This is a genomic window from Acinetobacter sp. Root1280 (assembly GCF_001425285.1).
GTDB lineage: Bacteria > Pseudomonadota > Gammaproteobacteria > Pseudomonadales > Moraxellaceae > Acinetobacter > Acinetobacter guillouiae.
This window is the reverse complement of sequence record NZ_LMED01000025.1, coordinates 258,847-273,963: the sequence shown is the minus strand read 5'-3', so window position 1 is coordinate 273,963 and position 15,117 is coordinate 258,847. Positions and strand designations below refer to the sequence as shown.

The 15,117-nt window shown below is 38.5% G+C and carries 20 protein-coding genes; 10 read left to right on the top strand and 10 right to left on the bottom strand.

The genetic code is table 11. The features are described 5' to 3' along the window. Nucleotides 1–30: 30 nt before the first annotated feature. Nucleotides 31–882 carry a PHP domain-containing protein gene (locus tag ASC84_RS17065; protein ID WP_004717971.1) on the bottom strand — a complete coding sequence of 284 codons (852 nt, stop codon included), beginning with the start codon at nucleotides 880–882 and terminating at the stop codon, nucleotides 31–33. 44 nt (nucleotides 883–926) lie between these two features. Between ASC84_RS17065 and ASC84_RS17060 the strand changes: the two genes are divergently transcribed. The 4 genes from ASC84_RS17060 (at nucleotide 927) to mnmC (ending at nucleotide 4,424) form a co-directional block, all read left to right on the top strand. Continuing rightward, entirely contained in the window at nucleotides 927–1,541 is a 615-nt protein-coding gene (locus tag ASC84_RS17060) for a septation protein IspZ (RefSeq protein WP_056516945.1), read from the top strand. 26 nt (nucleotides 1,542–1,567) lie between these two features. After that, nucleotides 1,568–1,870, top strand: a complete 303-nt coding sequence (locus ASC84_RS17055; protein WP_004717974.1) for a YciI family protein — start codon at nucleotides 1,568–1,570, stop codon at nucleotides 1,868–1,870. A 4-nt stretch (nucleotides 1,871–1,874) separates the two neighbouring features. After that, nucleotides 1,875–2,396, top strand: coding sequence for a hypothetical protein (locus ASC84_RS17050; RefSeq protein ID WP_056516941.1), 522 nt, complete (start codon nucleotides 1,875–1,877; stop codon nucleotides 2,394–2,396). Nucleotides 2,397–2,495: 99 nt separating this feature from the next. Next, on the top strand, nucleotides 2,496–4,424 hold the full coding sequence (gene mnmC / locus ASC84_RS17045; protein WP_056516939.1) for an FAD-dependent 5-carboxymethylaminomethyl-2-thiouridine(34) oxidoreductase MnmC: 1,929 nt from the start codon (nucleotides 2,496–2,498) through the stop codon (nucleotides 4,422–4,424). Nucleotides 4,425–4,472: 48 nt separating this feature from the next. Here mnmC and ASC84_RS17040 read toward each other — a convergent pair whose 3' ends face one another. After that, nucleotides 4,473–4,787 carry a rhodanese-like domain-containing protein gene (locus ASC84_RS17040; protein WP_004717980.1) on the bottom strand — a complete coding sequence of 105 codons (315 nt, stop codon included), beginning with the start codon at nucleotides 4,785–4,787 and terminating at the stop codon, nucleotides 4,473–4,475. Nucleotides 4,788–4,878: 91 nt separating this feature from the next. Between ASC84_RS17040 and ASC84_RS17035 the strand changes: the two genes are divergently transcribed. The 3 genes from ASC84_RS17035 (at nucleotide 4,879) to ASC84_RS17025 (ending at nucleotide 6,592) form a co-directional block, all read left to right on the top strand. Continuing rightward, the gene (locus ASC84_RS17035) at nucleotides 4,879–5,367 is read left to right on the top strand and encodes a YajQ family cyclic di-GMP-binding protein (RefSeq protein ID WP_004717983.1); all 489 of its coding nucleotides are present in this window, start codon (nucleotides 4,879–4,881) and stop codon (nucleotides 5,365–5,367) included. A 28-nt stretch (nucleotides 5,368–5,395) separates the two neighbouring features. Beyond that, nucleotides 5,396–5,899, top strand: a complete 504-nt coding sequence (locus ASC84_RS17030; RefSeq protein ID WP_004717985.1) for a DUF4442 domain-containing protein — start codon at nucleotides 5,396–5,398, stop codon at nucleotides 5,897–5,899. 171 nt (nucleotides 5,900–6,070) lie between these two features. Then, entirely contained in the window at nucleotides 6,071–6,592 is a 522-nt protein-coding gene (locus ASC84_RS17025) for a nuclear transport factor 2 family protein (RefSeq protein WP_056516936.1), read from the top strand. Between the two features lie 80 nt (nucleotides 6,593–6,672). On the opposite strand, the gene ASC84_RS17020 is transcribed toward ASC84_RS17025, so the two are convergent. The 3 genes from ASC84_RS17020 to ASC84_RS17010 are packed head-to-tail and all read right to left on the bottom strand — an operon-like array spanning nucleotide 6,673 to nucleotide 8,444. Further along, a complete protein-coding gene (locus tag ASC84_RS17020) occupies nucleotides 6,673–7,095 on the bottom strand; it encodes an acyl-CoA thioesterase (RefSeq protein WP_004717987.1) in 423 nt (140 codons plus the stop codon). Between the two features lie 20 nt (nucleotides 7,096–7,115). Continuing rightward, the gene (trxC, locus tag ASC84_RS17015; protein WP_056516933.1) at nucleotides 7,116–7,547 is read right to left on the bottom strand and encodes a thioredoxin TrxC; all 432 of its coding nucleotides are present in this window, start codon (nucleotides 7,545–7,547) and stop codon (nucleotides 7,116–7,118) included. Beyond that, nucleotides 7,548–8,444 carry an alpha/beta hydrolase gene (locus ASC84_RS17010; protein WP_056516930.1) on the bottom strand — a complete coding sequence of 299 codons (897 nt, stop codon included), beginning with the start codon at nucleotides 8,442–8,444 and terminating at the stop codon, nucleotides 7,548–7,550. Between the two features lie 126 nt (nucleotides 8,445–8,570). Between ASC84_RS17010 and ASC84_RS17005 the strand changes: the two genes are divergently transcribed. Both ASC84_RS17005 and msrA read left to right on the top strand, forming a co-directional pair. Continuing rightward, nucleotides 8,571–8,909: a TIGR01244 family sulfur transferase gene (locus ASC84_RS17005; RefSeq protein ID WP_056516927.1), complete on the top strand. Its 339-nt coding sequence runs from the start codon at nucleotides 8,571–8,573 to the stop codon at nucleotides 8,907–8,909. 253 nt (nucleotides 8,910–9,162) lie between these two features. Then, nucleotides 9,163–9,684 (top strand): peptide-methionine (S)-S-oxide reductase MsrA, encoded by a 522-nt coding sequence (gene msrA, locus ASC84_RS17000; RefSeq protein WP_004818830.1) that lies wholly within the window; start codon nucleotides 9,163–9,165, stop codon nucleotides 9,682–9,684. Between the two features lie 115 nt (nucleotides 9,685–9,799). On the opposite strand, the gene ASC84_RS16995 is transcribed toward msrA, so the two are convergent. The 5 genes from ASC84_RS16995 to ASC84_RS16975 all read right to left on the bottom strand — a co-directional run bounded on the left by ASC84_RS16995 (nucleotide 9,800) and on the right by ASC84_RS16975 (nucleotide 13,549). Continuing rightward, nucleotides 9,800–10,204 carry a biopolymer transporter ExbD gene (locus ASC84_RS16995; RefSeq protein WP_004717995.1) on the bottom strand — a complete coding sequence of 135 codons (405 nt, stop codon included), beginning with the start codon at nucleotides 10,202–10,204 and terminating at the stop codon, nucleotides 9,800–9,802. Next, nucleotides 10,204–10,827, bottom strand: coding sequence for a MotA/TolQ/ExbB proton channel family protein (locus ASC84_RS16990; RefSeq protein ID WP_004717997.1), 624 nt, complete (start codon nucleotides 10,825–10,827; stop codon nucleotides 10,204–10,206). The genes ASC84_RS16995 and ASC84_RS16990 overlap by 1 nt, the downstream gene beginning before the upstream one ends. A 31-nt stretch (nucleotides 10,828–10,858) precedes the next feature. Further along, nucleotides 10,859–11,683: an energy transducer TonB gene (locus ASC84_RS16985; protein ID WP_004818828.1), complete on the bottom strand. Its 825-nt coding sequence runs from the start codon at nucleotides 11,681–11,683 to the stop codon at nucleotides 10,859–10,861. A gap of 221 nt (nucleotides 11,684–11,904) precedes the next feature. Continuing rightward, nucleotides 11,905–12,771, bottom strand: a complete 867-nt coding sequence (purU, locus tag ASC84_RS16980; protein ID WP_016539263.1) for a formyltetrahydrofolate deformylase — start codon at nucleotides 12,769–12,771, stop codon at nucleotides 11,905–11,907. Nucleotides 12,772–12,856: 85 nt separating this feature from the next. After that, on the bottom strand, nucleotides 12,857–13,549 hold the full coding sequence (locus ASC84_RS16975) for a TetR/AcrR family transcriptional regulator (RefSeq protein ID WP_034611676.1): 693 nt from the start codon (nucleotides 13,547–13,549) through the stop codon (nucleotides 12,857–12,859). 111 nt (nucleotides 13,550–13,660) lie between these two features. On the opposite strand from ASC84_RS16975, the gene ASC84_RS16970 reads away from it, so the two are divergent. Beyond that, nucleotides 13,661–15,109 (top strand): coniferyl aldehyde dehydrogenase, encoded by a 1,449-nt coding sequence (locus ASC84_RS16970; RefSeq protein ID WP_016539261.1) that lies wholly within the window; start codon nucleotides 13,661–13,663, stop codon nucleotides 15,107–15,109. Nucleotides 15,110–15,117 lie beyond the last annotated feature (8 nt).

Here is a 15,117-nt window from a genome sequence, read left to right as displayed (position 1 = left end):
CTAAGTATTTGAATACATCATCACGGTGTATTATCGGAAACTCTCCCAAATCCCTACTTGCCCTTCTTTGACGCGTGGAATATTGCCTAATTTAATCCAAGGCATATTATCACCATGAAAATCACTCCCCACAGAGACTTTTAAACCATATTCAGCAATCATTCGATCAACCATTTGTCGTGTTGAAGCGGGTTCCATTGCGGGTGGAAGCTCAACAGCATCACCACCATATTGTGCAAAGATTTCAATTAAATAACGGGTATTTGTTGCTGATAGATCATAACGTGTTGGGTGTGCCAATACTGCAAAACCTTGACTTTCATGAATCACCTGAATGGTTTCTGCCAAACCTAAACCATCAAATTTTACATAGGCTTTTTTACCTTCCTTAATGTATTTATCAAATGCCTGCTGTGCGCGCTGAACAAAACCCTTTTCTACAAGCGTCTTGGCAATATGCGTCCGAGTAATCCGATCAGGTTCACCATCCACCTTTGCCACAACTTCTGCATAAATATCCTGATGAATCAAAGGAATTAGCAGATCACAGATTTGCTTGGCTCGCTCAGCACGAATTTTCTTCTGTTGCGTTAAAAGCTGTTGTAATGGTTCAGGATTTTGCATATTGAGCGCAACAATATGCACACCATAACTTTTTTTAGTCTCAGGTCTGGACCATTGACTAGAGATTTCTACACCTGAAATGATTTGAATTGGTTGATTTTTTGCAAATTGTTCAGCTTGTATTAAGCCATCCATGCTATCGTGGTCAGTCAATGCAAGTGTATGTATGCTTTTCTCGATGGCAGCTTGAACCAATAACTCTGGCGTCAGAGTCCCATCAGAAATATTACTGTGAGTATGTAAATCTATGCCTTGCATCTTTTATACTATCCCATCAACCTGAACAGACTAGATACTTTAACATGAAAGCACTTTTAGACTTTGTGCCCCTCATTATTTTTTACTATTTACTTAAAACGGTTGATCCTAAAGATAGTCATCACCCGCTATTACAATTAATAGATTATACGGGTGGAACAAATAACAATGACATATTAGTTGCAACTACTGGTTTAGTTCTATCTATGATCATTATTTATGGTGGGTTGTTTATCCATCAAAAATTTAAACTTGAAAAACAACAGTGGATTATCTTATTAATAACAATCGTGATGGGAGGCATTACGCTTGCATTAAGAGATGCAACTTATATTAAATTAAAAGCAATTCTTATTAATTTTGTATTTGCGACAATTTTGATCGGTTCACCATATTTTGCCAAAGATAAAAAGCCTCTCATTCAACGTTTATTAGATCCAATATTAGATCTAACACCAAATGGATGGCTAAAACTCAATTTTGCTTGGGCAGGCTTATTTATCACAACAGCTTTATTACATATTTTCTTTGCATTTATTTTTATGGATGGAAAATATTGGGGGGAATTTACAGTATTTGGTGACATGATACTGATGATTTCCTTTATGATAGCCCAATTTGTTATATTACGAAAACACCTTAGATCCACTGACGAATAAAGTGTTTTAGAAAATCGAGAAATATCATGCCATTATTTGTAATTACGTGTACAGATCAAGCAGGTACAGTAGAAAAACGTCTTGCTGTACGCCCACAACATTTAGCTCGACTCGAGAAGTTAGATGCTGAAGGCCGTGTCATCGTGGCTGGGGCGATGCCGATTGATCGTGAAAATCCACAAGCAGGTTTTTATGGCAGTACTTTAATTCTCGATTTTGACAGCCGTGAAGCTTTGGATGAATGGTTAAAAGATGAACCTTTCTTAAAAGAAGGGATTTACAGTCATATTGATGTTAAACCATTCAATAAAGCATTGCCTAAGGGATAACATAATGCGCGTTGTCGTCCAAAGCTTACTTAGCCTGACTTTAAGTTCTTTTGTACTTTTATCACCTGTTGTATCGGCTGAGCCTACTCAATCTTCAGCGACTCAAGCAACGACGGCAGCGCCTACTCAGGCGACCCAACCTGTTGCACCGCCAAAACCGAGTATTATTCCTGCTGTAGCAGGTGCAAATTCCAGCACCCAAACACAGGCGCAAGCACAAGAAAATAAACCTTTAACGGCTGAACAAATTAGCAAAGAAAAAGCGTCTCAAGATGCCAAAGCTAAAGCTTTGGTTAAAGACCAAGCAACACGTTTACAGCAACTTGAAAAGGCCAATTTAGAAGCCCTTTCACAGAACCAAGAATTACAACTCAAAAATGACAATCTGGGTGTACAAGTTCAAGTTCTACAAAGTGAACAAAGTGCGCAAATGTTCTTATATGGTGCTGCGACCATTGCTGTTGGTGTTTTACTTGGCTTTTTAATCGCAAGTTATATCTATACCAAACGTCGTCGTCAGTGGTAAGCCCACTGCTTTGACTTTGCACTTAGAAAGTTTCACGCTATAACCTGATACTGCGAAATGTCAGGTTTTTTCATTTTAATTATCAAAAGGTAATCTGCTTTGTCAAATGCCATTCAAACTGCCGATTTAGACTGGCAATGTATTGATGGAATTGAAGTTCCAATTTCCAAACAATTTGGTGATGTCTATTTTTCTAAAGACAACGGGTTACTTGAAACCCGACACGTATTTTTGAATGGTAATGATCTTTCAACACGACTTGCAGATTTAGATGATTTTGAATATTTCTGTGTTGGTGAAACTGGCTTTGGTACAGGATTAAATATTTTGGCATTGTGGCAACTTTGGCACAATGTTCGTCCAGATAATCACAGCCACCTACATGTGATCAGTGTAGAGAAGTTCCCCTTGTCTAAACAGGATTTAACCCGTGCGTTGAAGGTCTGGACTGAACTTCAACAATTTTCTGATCAGTTGATTCAACACTATCCATTACCCATCGCTGGTTGTCACCGTTTAAGCTTTCCAGAAGCCCGTTTTTCAATTGATCTGTGGTTAGGTGATGCACATGATGTATTTCCAGCAATGGTAAAAGCCCAACAAGTTAATGCATGGTTTTTAGATGGATTTGCACCCTCTTGTAATCCAGATATGTGGGAAGATAAAGTTTTAAACAATATTGTCAGACTGTCAGATTTTGGAACAACTTTTGCCTCATTCAGCGTGGCAGGCGTGCTTAAACGGGGTCTAAAACAACATGGAATCACTATTTCACGTCCGCGTGGTTTTGGTCATAAACGTGAAATGCTAAAAGCCATTTGGAATCCATCTGAGCAAACAGCCGAAGAAAATCAATCTCAGTCAATGGACCTTACAGCGCAAAACATTCAAAAAAAAATACGGAAAAATCAAAATAATTTCAATCAACGCCACATTGCCATCATTGGTGCTGGAATTGCAGGTTTAAGCTGCGCATGGGGATTTGCCCAAAGAGGACATCAAGTTACGATTTACGACCAATCAGCGCCTTTAGCAGGTGCTTCTGGTAATCCTCTGGCCTTATTAAATCCGAAACTATGCCCTATCGAGCAAAGTTCGGAACATTTAATGACCTTGGCTTGGCAACATGCCTTACAGCACTATCCAAAATTTCAGGCTTTTCGTGCTATTGCGGTTCAACAATTAGCACAAAAAAATGCTGAACATTTACTGGATTTACCAGCGCAATATCCTCAAGATTTACTCAAAACTCAAACAGCAGATGATTTAGAGCTACAAACCACGCTAGAGAGCTTACAGCTCACTCAAGCGGGTTCAATTTATCCCCAGCAACTCAAAGACCAAATTCTTGAACATCCGCTGATTCAATTTAAACATGCTCACATTCATAGTATTGTTCAATCGAATCATCATCAATTAACACTACAAGATAGCCAGCACACAGATCTTGGTGATTTTAATCATGTGATTGTATGTTGTGCCAAAGAAAGCCATGCTTTTTTTAAGCAGTTCCCGATACTCAAACCGATCCGTGGACAAGTTAGTTGGCTCAACAATGTTAAACACCGATTAGATCCACAATACGCCTACAGTTATGGTGGCTACTGCATGCAGCTTGATGAACAACATTTGATTTTAGGTGCTTCTTTTTATCCCAATCGTGATGACACTGAAGTTTTGCTTGAAGACCATGTGCATAACTATGAACTTATCCACAGTGTGTTTCCACAATACGCAGAATCACTCTGCAAAGTAGATGAATGGCACGGGCGTGCTTCTGTACGAGCCCAAAGTCTGGACTATTTTCCATTACTGGGAAAAGTTGAAGCTGAGAAAGAGATTTATACATTTTCTGGGCTTGGCTCTAAAGGTTTTTTATTTGCGCCCTTGTGTAGTGAAATCTTGGTGGCTTTGGTCCTTAATCAAGCTTGCCCGATTCCCCAAAATTTATTGCAAAAATTAAGTCCAAACCGCTTTCAAAAGAAAGTAAAAGCCAAAAAACCTTATTTTAAACCGATTCAATCATGATTCTTTTTTATTGATTATCGTAATAAAAAAGCGCCTTTCGGCGCTTTTTTATGAACCCTGTTCTAATGGGAGACCTGCATCACGTGCTGCACGTGTTCCCCCCATAAGTACAACGTAATCACGAGAATCATCTAAACTCTCTAATTTTTCAGCAGCTCGAGGCGCTTTACTTCCACCACCACATAAAATGTAAATGGACTGATCCGAATTCACTTGAGTCAAGCTCTCAGCACTTAAACCATCTATAGGCTGATTTACAGCCCCTTTTACATGGCCTTCGGCAAAGGCTTTTGCATCACGAACATCCCAGATAACTGCATTTTCTGGGAACTCAAATGTTGTAATTTCTAATTTACGGATCATTGTGCACTCCTTTGATGTAAACAACACTTGGCAAATGAAGAAAACATCCCTAGCATCTCAGATATTCTTTCCATTTGTAAAGGTCTAAACTATGCCATCTTTCGATATTGTTTCAGAATTAGAGATTTTTGAAGTAAATCATGCTGTTCAAAACACACAAAAAGAAATTGCAACACGCTTTGACTTCCGTGGTCAGGACGTTTCAATCGAAATTAATGAAAAAGCCAAAGAAATTAAAATTTCAACTGAAAGTGATTTCCAGTGTGAACAAGTCTATAGCATGCTTGAAAATCATTTCTTTAAACGTAAAATCGATATTCAAGCCCTTGATCCACAAAAAATGACGGCTTCAGGTAAAAATATTGTGCAAGTGATCAAGCTTAAAGATGGACTTGACTCAGATACCGCAAAAAAAATTAATAAAGCCATTAAAGAAAGTGGCGTCAAAGTGCAATCTTCTATCCAAGGTGACAAGATACGTGTAACTGATAAAAAGCGCGATACATTACAGCAAGTTATGGCATTTTTAAAAGAACAACAATTCGGTGTACCTTTACAATTTAATAACTTCAAAGACTAAGGTCTTTAGCAACACTATAGGTTAAGACATGACTCAGACCAACCGTTTATCTAAACTTGTGAAAGCGACTTCTAAATTCCCTAAAGGCATTCGTAGTACGCTCTGGAGTAAGGCGTTTGGTCGAGTTGTGCCTATGGTGGGCACAGCCAATATTAAGTACCTAGAAGTCAGCCATTCAAAAGTTGTGGTGGAAATTAAAAACCACCGTGCCATGCAAAACCATATTGGACAATTACACGCTGTTGCAATGGCGTTGATTGCTGAAACAGCAACAGGCTTTGTCACAGGTATGAATGTTCCTGATAGTTCAATTGTCTTGATCAAAAGCATGCATATTGAATATAAACGACCATCTAAAGGTGATATGACAGCAACAGCGACATTGAGCAAAGAACAAATTTTAGAAATGCAAAGCTCTGAAAAAGGTGAAACGCTGGTTCCAGTCACCATTATGGATGAGTCTGGAAAAGAGCCTGTAGAATGCCAAATGGTGTGGGCTTGGGTGTCAAAAGAACGCCTAAAAAAGAAATAAATACAAATCTGCAAATGTAAATAAAACTTACTGCTCAGTAAGTATAAAATTTACCAAAGTACAAATAATGAGTGACGATTATTCACTATATTCATGCTTATTTACTCATCAAGATGGTGTTATTTCCACCACCATCTTGAACTATTGAGATTTGAACTATAGAGAATAACCATGCGATCAGCTACGCCAAGAAAAATTATTGTACTCAGCCTCATTCTAAGCCCTATTTTGTTTCTCACTGCATGTGCCCAAAATCCAAATCACGTTGCTACTACTGCAACGGGCAACACATTAGCAGCGAATTCAACCACCCAACAAGCGCAACAAAATAAAGCCATTGTGACTGATTTTTATGAAGGTGTATTTCAAAAGCATCAAGTTAAAGCATATGCAGATCGTTATATTGGTGACCAATATATTCAGCACAACCCGCGTGTTCCAGATGGTAAAGCGCCCTTTGTAAATCACTTTACCCAGTATTTCCAAAAAAATCCTGAAGCAAAAAGTGTAATCAAACGTGCTGTCGCAGAAGGAAATTTAGTATTTTTACACGTTCATTCAGCTCAAAATCCACAAGATCGTGGTGTTGCAATTGTCGATATCTTTAGAGTCGAAAATGGAAAAATTATTGAACACTGGGATGTACAGCAAGCTGTTCCAGAATCAAGCGCCAACAGCAATACCATGTTTTAACACAGTATTTAAATCAAACGATCTAAGCACCTATTCCATAAAAAATCCCAAACAATGTTGGGATTTTTTATCTTGAGCATTTAAGCACTTTGTGACGCTAAATACTTCTGCTTTACATCTTCAGGAATTTGGCGTTTATTTCCCGCAACATCTACAGCAACAAAAGTAAATACACCTGCAGTCACACGTTTGGCAGCACGAGAACTGTCATGACTATCCCAAACTTCGATCTGCATTTGAATCGATGTATTACCGACCTTTAAAAGCTTGGTATAACAACTGATCACATCCCCCACTTTTACGGGAACAAGAAAAGTCATCTGATTAATCGAAATCGTTGCACAACGCCCTTTACTAAAGCGTTCTGCATGAATTGCACCAGCCAAATCCATTTGTGAAACAATCCAACCACCAAAAACATCACCACTCCAGTTTGTATCTGCTGGCATTGCGATGGTTTGTAAAGACAGTGTACCTTCAGGTTTTACATGAGAATCTGACACAATAACTCCGAGCCCGTGAATTACTTATGGGCATTCAATTGTTGATCTAACCATTCTTGTAATTGGTTAGCACGTAACGCACCACTTATTCTAGCAACTTCCGTGGTTTTATTCATTAAAACCAAGGTTGGGATACTGCGAATATTAAATGCACTACTTAACCGTGGATTCGCTTCAGTATCAATTTTAGCAAAAACCACATGGGGGTTATTTTTTGCAACTTCAGCAAAATGCGGTGCCATCATTTTGCATGGGCCACACCACTCTGCCCATAAATCAATCATAATTGGCAAATCACTATGACTGACAAAGTTACTGAAATTTTGTTCATTTAACTCAATAGGAGCAAGTGCAATCAAATTTTGATGACATTGACCACAAGTGGGTTGAGCATTTAGTTTATCTTCGGGAACTCGGTTTTTTGCGCCACATGATGGGCATACAATAATCATCTAGCTCACTCCAATATGTTGATGTAAAAACTCTAATTGGGTCAAAATTGATTTTTCCAACCATTTCCCATGATAAATATCAAAATGTGCCATATCCCATTCATGATATTGCACAAAAGGTGCAATATTTGTTGCCGTTTCTCGGCTAGATTCAATGGGGATAAAACTGTCTTTTTTAGCCGCAATAAATAGCACAGGAATATTAATACTTCTGACAGTCTGAATTGGTCTAAAACGGATTAAATTAAAAAATACCCGTGCCGGAACTTCACCACTCCAAAAGTAGTCTGGATTTACAATCGACATATAGCCGTTATAACTATCTTTGGTCGGAATAAAACATAAATCAAAGGGATGTACCACAGGTAAGGTTCGTGGAAGCATACCAACTTTTGCCCCCATATAATCTTGACTGGATATTTTTAATGCCTTGGGTAACTGTTGAATTGGAAACAATTTTGCAGTTTCTGCCCCATCCACATAAGGCACTTGCACCATAATAGCTTGGACACTCTTTAGCTCACTTGCAAGACTAAGTACATAGCCTCCACTCAAAGAGGTCCCCCAAAGCGCTATTTTTTTTGGATTAATTTTCTTTTGTGTTGCGACATAACTGACCACGGTTTTCCAATCATCCAACTGATTCTGCAATGAAATCAGTTCACGAGGAAAGCCTGTACTTCCTCCCCAAAAACGATAATCAAACAGCACAACCGCATAGCCTGCCTGTGCAATTTTTTGCGCATAGTTCACCAACTTAAATTGTCTTAAACATGCAAATCCATGAGCCATAATAATAACAGCAGGTTTTTTTAGATTTTTAGGTCGATAAAAATCTGCCGCTATGACTTCTTGTCCAATGGGGATATATAGTGGTTCAACTGTATATGCGTACATACACACTCCATTGCGTTATCTTTTATAGATATTTCTTTTATAAATCTTTTATCGTTCAAACTCAGTTCTGAGCTTAATGCTATTATATATAGCATATTGGATTTTAAATCATATAGGAGTGACGAAATGAGTGAAAATGTTGGTTTTGCTGGTCAAATTGGTCCAGAACATATTGCTCAAGTGGCAGAAAAAGGCTTTAAGTCTATAATGAATAATCGTCCTGATATGGAAGGCGGAACAGAACAGCCTACAAGTGCTCAAATTGAAGAAGCTGCACGTGCTGCAGGTTTGGACTATGTATTTCTACCTGTCGTTGCTGGTCAAATCACAGAAGTTGATGTCAGAAGCTTTGCCAACCGCTTTAACGAGCTTCCAAAACCAGTACTCATGTTTTGTCGTACAGGTAATCGTTCAAATAACCTCTATCAAATTGCAAAACAAATGGATTTATTAGATGACGAATAAATTCTCATGAATATAGAAGGCATTCTATTGAATGTCTTTTGGTTCACCTTAAATGGAAAAGCTTAAGTTTTTACAGCAATTCGAATAGATTGCACTTTTAAAATTTTGCAACAATTTAAACAGATCTGTTTAGTGAATCAAACAGGTATTGTACCTATGCTTAAATGGTTATATGACAAACTAAGCAAGTTCACGATATGATCTTTAGCATCGTTTCGTCTTTTCCATAATTTAAAAATAAAGGGATCTTCACATGCAACAGGCTCTATTTGGTGGTGGCTGCTTTTGGTGTACCGAAGCCGTATTTTTACAGCTCAAAGGTGTCAATCACGTAGTCAGTGGTTATGCTGGCGGGCATACTCCCAATCCAACTTATGAAGCAATTTGTAATGGGGATACCAATCATGCTGAAGTGATTTTGATTGAATTTGATGAACAGCAAATCAATTATCAACAATTACTCACGGTTTTTTTTGCAATTCATGATCCAACTACATTAAACCGCCAAGGCAATGATATTGGAACACAATATCGTTCGGTGATTTATTACTTCAATGAACAGCAAAAACTTGAATCTGAACAATTTATTGAGCAGCTTAAAGCAGATGGTTTAAATATTGTGACTGAACTCAGTCCAGCACCCACCTTCCATCCTGCCGAAGAATATCATCAAAACTTCTTTGCCCGTAATCCTGCGCAAGGTTATTGTAATTTTGCCATTCCGCCAAAATTACTCAAACTCCATAGCCAATTTCAAGATCTTTTAAAAGACTAAGATCACTGAAAATACTTCACTTTATACAACAAAAGTGAACTAACCCAATAGCCAAAATATCAACATAAAAAAACCTCCATAAAAGGAGGTTTTAAAATATTTGTAATTATTTAAATTAATTATCACTCATAAAGGCAAGATCATTTAATCCTGCTTCACTTGCACGAGACATCACTTGTGCAACGGTATCATAGCGAGATTCTTTATCCGCTCTCAACTGTACAGCTGGTTTTACTGGCTTTTGACCTTCTTCATCAAATCGTTTAGCCAATTCATCTAAAGTAATGACTTTATCATTCCAAGCCACATCGCCATTCTGATTGATACTGATGGTAATTGCTTCAGGTGGAGGCGCGATTACTTCAGCAGTAGTCTTTGGTAAAGTTAATGGTATCGATGGGTTAGCAACGGTGGCTGTCACCAAGAAGATGATCATCAATACCAACATAATATCGATCAGCGGAATGAGATTCATCTCATTCATGCCAGAATCGTTGTCTTCTCCCAATTGAAAAGCCATTAAGCTTGACCTCCAACTAAACCTTTACTGGTAGATTCAGATTCAACTTTTTGCGTTGAAGAATCTTGTTGTAACATCGTATCAATTAACAAACCATGTGCTTGATCTTGCAACTCATTTGACAATGTACGGTTAAAACGTACGCAAATGTTATATGCCAATACCGCTGGAATCGCTACAGCAAGACCTAGACCAGTCATGATCAGTGCCTCACCAACTGGCGTTGCAACTTGAGCTAAACCTGCTTGACCACTTTTACCTACAGCAACAAGTGCGTGGAAGATTCCCCATACCGTACCAAATAAACCAACAAATGGTGCAAGTGAAGCAATCGTTCCTAAAACTGAAACACCTTTTTCAGCATTGGCCTTTTCTGCTGAGATTTGACGTAGTAACGCTTGTTCTGCAACTGCTTTACGTTGGTCAAAGCTTAATGGCGCAAGCTTGGCTTTTAATGCTTTTAAAGCCTGAGCAAGGTGATCCTGAGCAACCTGCTTGAGTTGACGCGTGCCTAGAATACGCAAAATGAACACAGTCCACGTTGCAATAGACATTGCCAATAACACGAAATACAGTGTCTTACTGACCGCATCAGCATGTTGCCAATAAACTGAAAAGTTCATATGCACATTTCCTAATTCTTAAAAAAATTATTTACTTTTTAGAGACCGACAATGCAAAATCTTGCCTAATTTTAAATGGTACACCCGCACCATTTTCTCTATAAGCTTTAAATTTTGCAGATTGAGTCTGCTTAACAACATAACTATCTAAACTTGAATTACCACTAGATTGAAGAATACGAACATTGGTAATATTTCCGCCCGCATCCGCAGTAATTTCTAGATTCACAACTTTTGTTCCATCTTCTGGAGACATCAGTTTAAGTAATTGCTCTTTTGCGATACGTGGACTACGACTCCAAGACACCTGACCTTCATTTACATTACGCGGCGTGTTTCTTTGCTCTTGATCACGACGTTGACGATCGCGCTCATCTTGCTCACGTTTTTGACGATCACGTTCATCTTGTTCACGTTTCTGCTGTTCCGCACGCTTCTGATCATCTTGACGTTTTTGCTCATCTTGACGTGCCTTATCCTGCTTCTGTTGCTCTTCTAAACGCTTTTGTTCTTCAAGCTTTCTTGCCCGATCATCATTTTCTACAGGTTTTTTCTGCTCAATGATTTTTGGCTTAACCACAGGTTTAGGCTCAACTTTCTTCTCTATAGGTTTCGGTTGAACTTTAGGTTTGATGGGTTCAGATGGAGGTGGCGGCGGCGGTGGAACATCTTCTTTTAACTTTAAAAATTTGATTTTTAAAGGTTCTTTCTTTATTTGAGGCAGTTCAAATGGTTTCATATGACTTACCCCCCACAACACACCTACGTGCCCGACAACAACTGCTAACACTGCAGCAAGGACTTTTTTCTTCATCGGTGGTGGCGTTTGAAGTGGTGCAATGGAAGACTGACTCATAAGAATCTAAATACCTAAAATTGAGCAAACTACAAAAAATTATTCAGTTTGTAGATTAAGCTCATCGGATAGAACAATTAAAGTGCAACAATGATAAATGAGAAGTGTTTTCATTTGCAACTGGTTTTTCAATGTTTTTAATCGATTTTACAAATTAAAAATAAAAAAAGGATGCATAAAGCATCCTTTTTTACGACTCATATTAAATGAATATTCACATGTTATTGAAAAACAACAGTCTTATTACCATCGACAATAATACGGTCTTCTAGATGCCATTTGACCGCTCTAGCAAGTACGTTACGTTCAACATCTTGGCCTAATTCACGCAGTTGATCCACAGTAAAATCGTGGTTTACTCGTTCTACATCTTGCTCAATGATTGGGCCTTGATCCAGATCAGCCGTCACATAATGCGCTGTTGCCCCAATCAATTTAACGCCTTTTTCATAAGCCTGTTTATATGGATTTGCCCCCACAAAAGCAGGTAAAAATGAGTGATGAATATTGATCACTTTCATTTCCCACTTTTGTACAAACTCTTCATCGAGAATTTGCATATAACGCGCGAGAACCAATAAATCATTCCCTTGCATTAACTCATCGATCTTTGTATAGGCTTCACGTTTATTTTCTTTGTTGACAGGAACCACATAGAAAGGGATACCAAAGTTTTCTACTGATTCGCGTAAGTCTTCATGGTTTGAAACCACTTGGGTAATTTCACAAGGTAAGCCACCACGCGAATGACGCCACAACAACTCAAGCAAAGCATGGTCAACTTTAGACACCAAGATACCGACTTTTTTAATGTCGCTCACCAAAGCCAAACGCCAATGCATACTATAACGTTCAGCCACATTGGTTGCGAAAGTTTGAATGAGACTCTCACGACGGGATTGCAAATGATCAAGTTCAAACTCAACACGCATAAAATAACGCCCGCCCTGAGCTTCAGTTGCGTATTGATCAAGCGCAGTAATGTTCGCGCCCTGATGATACAAAAAGCTCGATACAGCTTGCACGATTCCTGGCTTGTCTTCACAAGTAATCAGTAGACGTGCTGTGTTGGCAGTAGTCATGTTCATGTTGATGGATATCACTTATAAGTTAATTTAAAAAACAGCCGAATATTTTAACGCTTTTTCATCAGCTTTCAATCTTGATTCAGCATCAATCGCGTTTTACCGCAGATAAACTGGCAAATAATTCCGAAGAACCGAAGCTTTCTAGCAAACGTTCATAGGTTTCACGACTTTCACCACGTAAATAAGGACCTTCTAAAAACACCATCTGGCGCAATGCTTGCCAAATCCATTTTTCATCTAAATGGTTGGAATCACTTAAATGCCCAGACATATATAGGAAGTTGGTCCAGTTGGTCAGGACAATCCAAATATTGATGATGAGTGCTTCAATTTCAGAAGGTGTCATCTGCATCAGCCCTGCTTCAACAAAGGCATGATAAATTTTTTGCCCTTGTTGCATCACCTTGCCAGCAAAGCGAGGATAAATTTTTCTAAAGTCGTCATTATTTTCAATTAAATGATAAACATCACGATGTAGAAAGCGATATTCCCATAGCTGACTGCTTAAAACTTGGAAATAACGGATTTTATCATTCGCATTGACTCCACGGTCATCGGGTAATGACAGCATATCTAAAGTTTCTTTTTGGTATTGTTCCATCAATTCTTTGATGATTTCTTGTTTGTTTCGAAAATGATAATACAAATTTCCAGGACTGATCCCAAGCTCTGCTGCAATATGATTCGTTGTAACTGCACGTTCGCCGCGCTCATTAAAAAGTTGCAGACTAATCTGCAAAATTCGGTCTTTCGTTTTCAAAGTTTTGGAGCTCGACATCCTATTACCATTTTTAACCGTTAGCACAAGCTAACATAAAGTGACTTGACTATTTAGAGTATTTACTCTAAAAATTATATTATATTAACCTATTCGTAAATGGTGTTTGTCATGAACAGTCATACAAAAACAAATTCAATGACTTCTTACTCACCTGAAGTTCAACGTATGCATGACATTCTTGAACAACAGAAAGTCGCTTATCAACGCTACCCTGTTCCTACAGCAAAGGAACGTATTGAACGTTTAGCTCGCTTAAAGAAAGTTCTGGTAAAATACCAAGATCAATTTGCAGAAGCAATCAATCAAGACTACGGCAATCGTTCAATCAGCGAAACTAAAATTGGTGAACTACTCACATGTTTAGAACAAATTAAATATTATAGCAAGCATTTAACAGCATGGATGAAACCATCTAAGCGCCATGTGTCTATCTTACACCAACCAGCCAAAGCTTGGGTGCAATATCAGCCTTTAGGTGTGATTGGAATTATTGCACCATGGAACTATCCATTATTGCTTTCTGTTGGCCCACTGATTTGTGCACTGGCTGCTGGAAATCACGCAATACTCAAAATTTCAAGTTCATCTTCTAATTTTGGCTTCGTACTTGAAAATGCACTCTCAGAAGCATTTCCACAAGAATTGGTTGCCGTGGTCAATGGCGGTGGTCAAATTTCCGATGCATTTTCACATTTAGCATTCGATAAAATCATTTTTACTGGCTCTACCAATGTCGGTAAAACCGTGATGTCCGCTGCTGCCGAAAATCTAGTGCCTGTTATTCTTGAGCTTGGTGGTAAATCACCTGTAATCGTACACCCTTCAAGCGATCTCAATCTGGTCGCTGAACGTATTGCTTTTGGTAAATTGTGGAACTCTGGTCAAACCTGTGTAGCACCAGACTATATGTTCCTACCTAGAGGAAAAACTGCCGAGTTTATTGAAAGCTTTAAACAAGCTGCAACAACAATGTACCCGACGATTCGTGATAATCAAGATTACACCAGCATCATCAACGATAAGCAATACAACCGTGTTCAAGGTTATTTAGAGGATGCACGTCAACAAGGCGCTGAGTTGATTGAAATCAATCCTCAAAATGAAGAATTAGCGAGTGTACGTAAAATTGCCCCAACATTCTTAACAGGTGTTCTACCGACAATGGACATTATGAAGAATGAAATCTTTGGTCCAGTGCTTCCAATTATGGAATATGATCAAATTGACGATGTAATTGACTTTATTAATGGCAGACCGCGTCCACTTGCTTTATACTATTTCGACTTTGACAATGCCCGCGCAGAATACGTTTCTCAACGTACCCATTCTGGGCATTTCGGTCAAAATGCCGTAGTTACCCATGTTGCACAAGACGATTTACCATTTGGTGGCGTTGGTGCATCTGGCATGGGCAAATATCATGGCCCAGAAGGTTTCTTTGGTTTATCACATGAGCGTTCAGTAATGTCTATTCCTAAGCTATTTAGCTTAAAATTCATATTAGCGCCTTATGACAAAGCCCTAAATAAGATTTTAGAGAAAACTTTCTTACGCTAACTGATCAA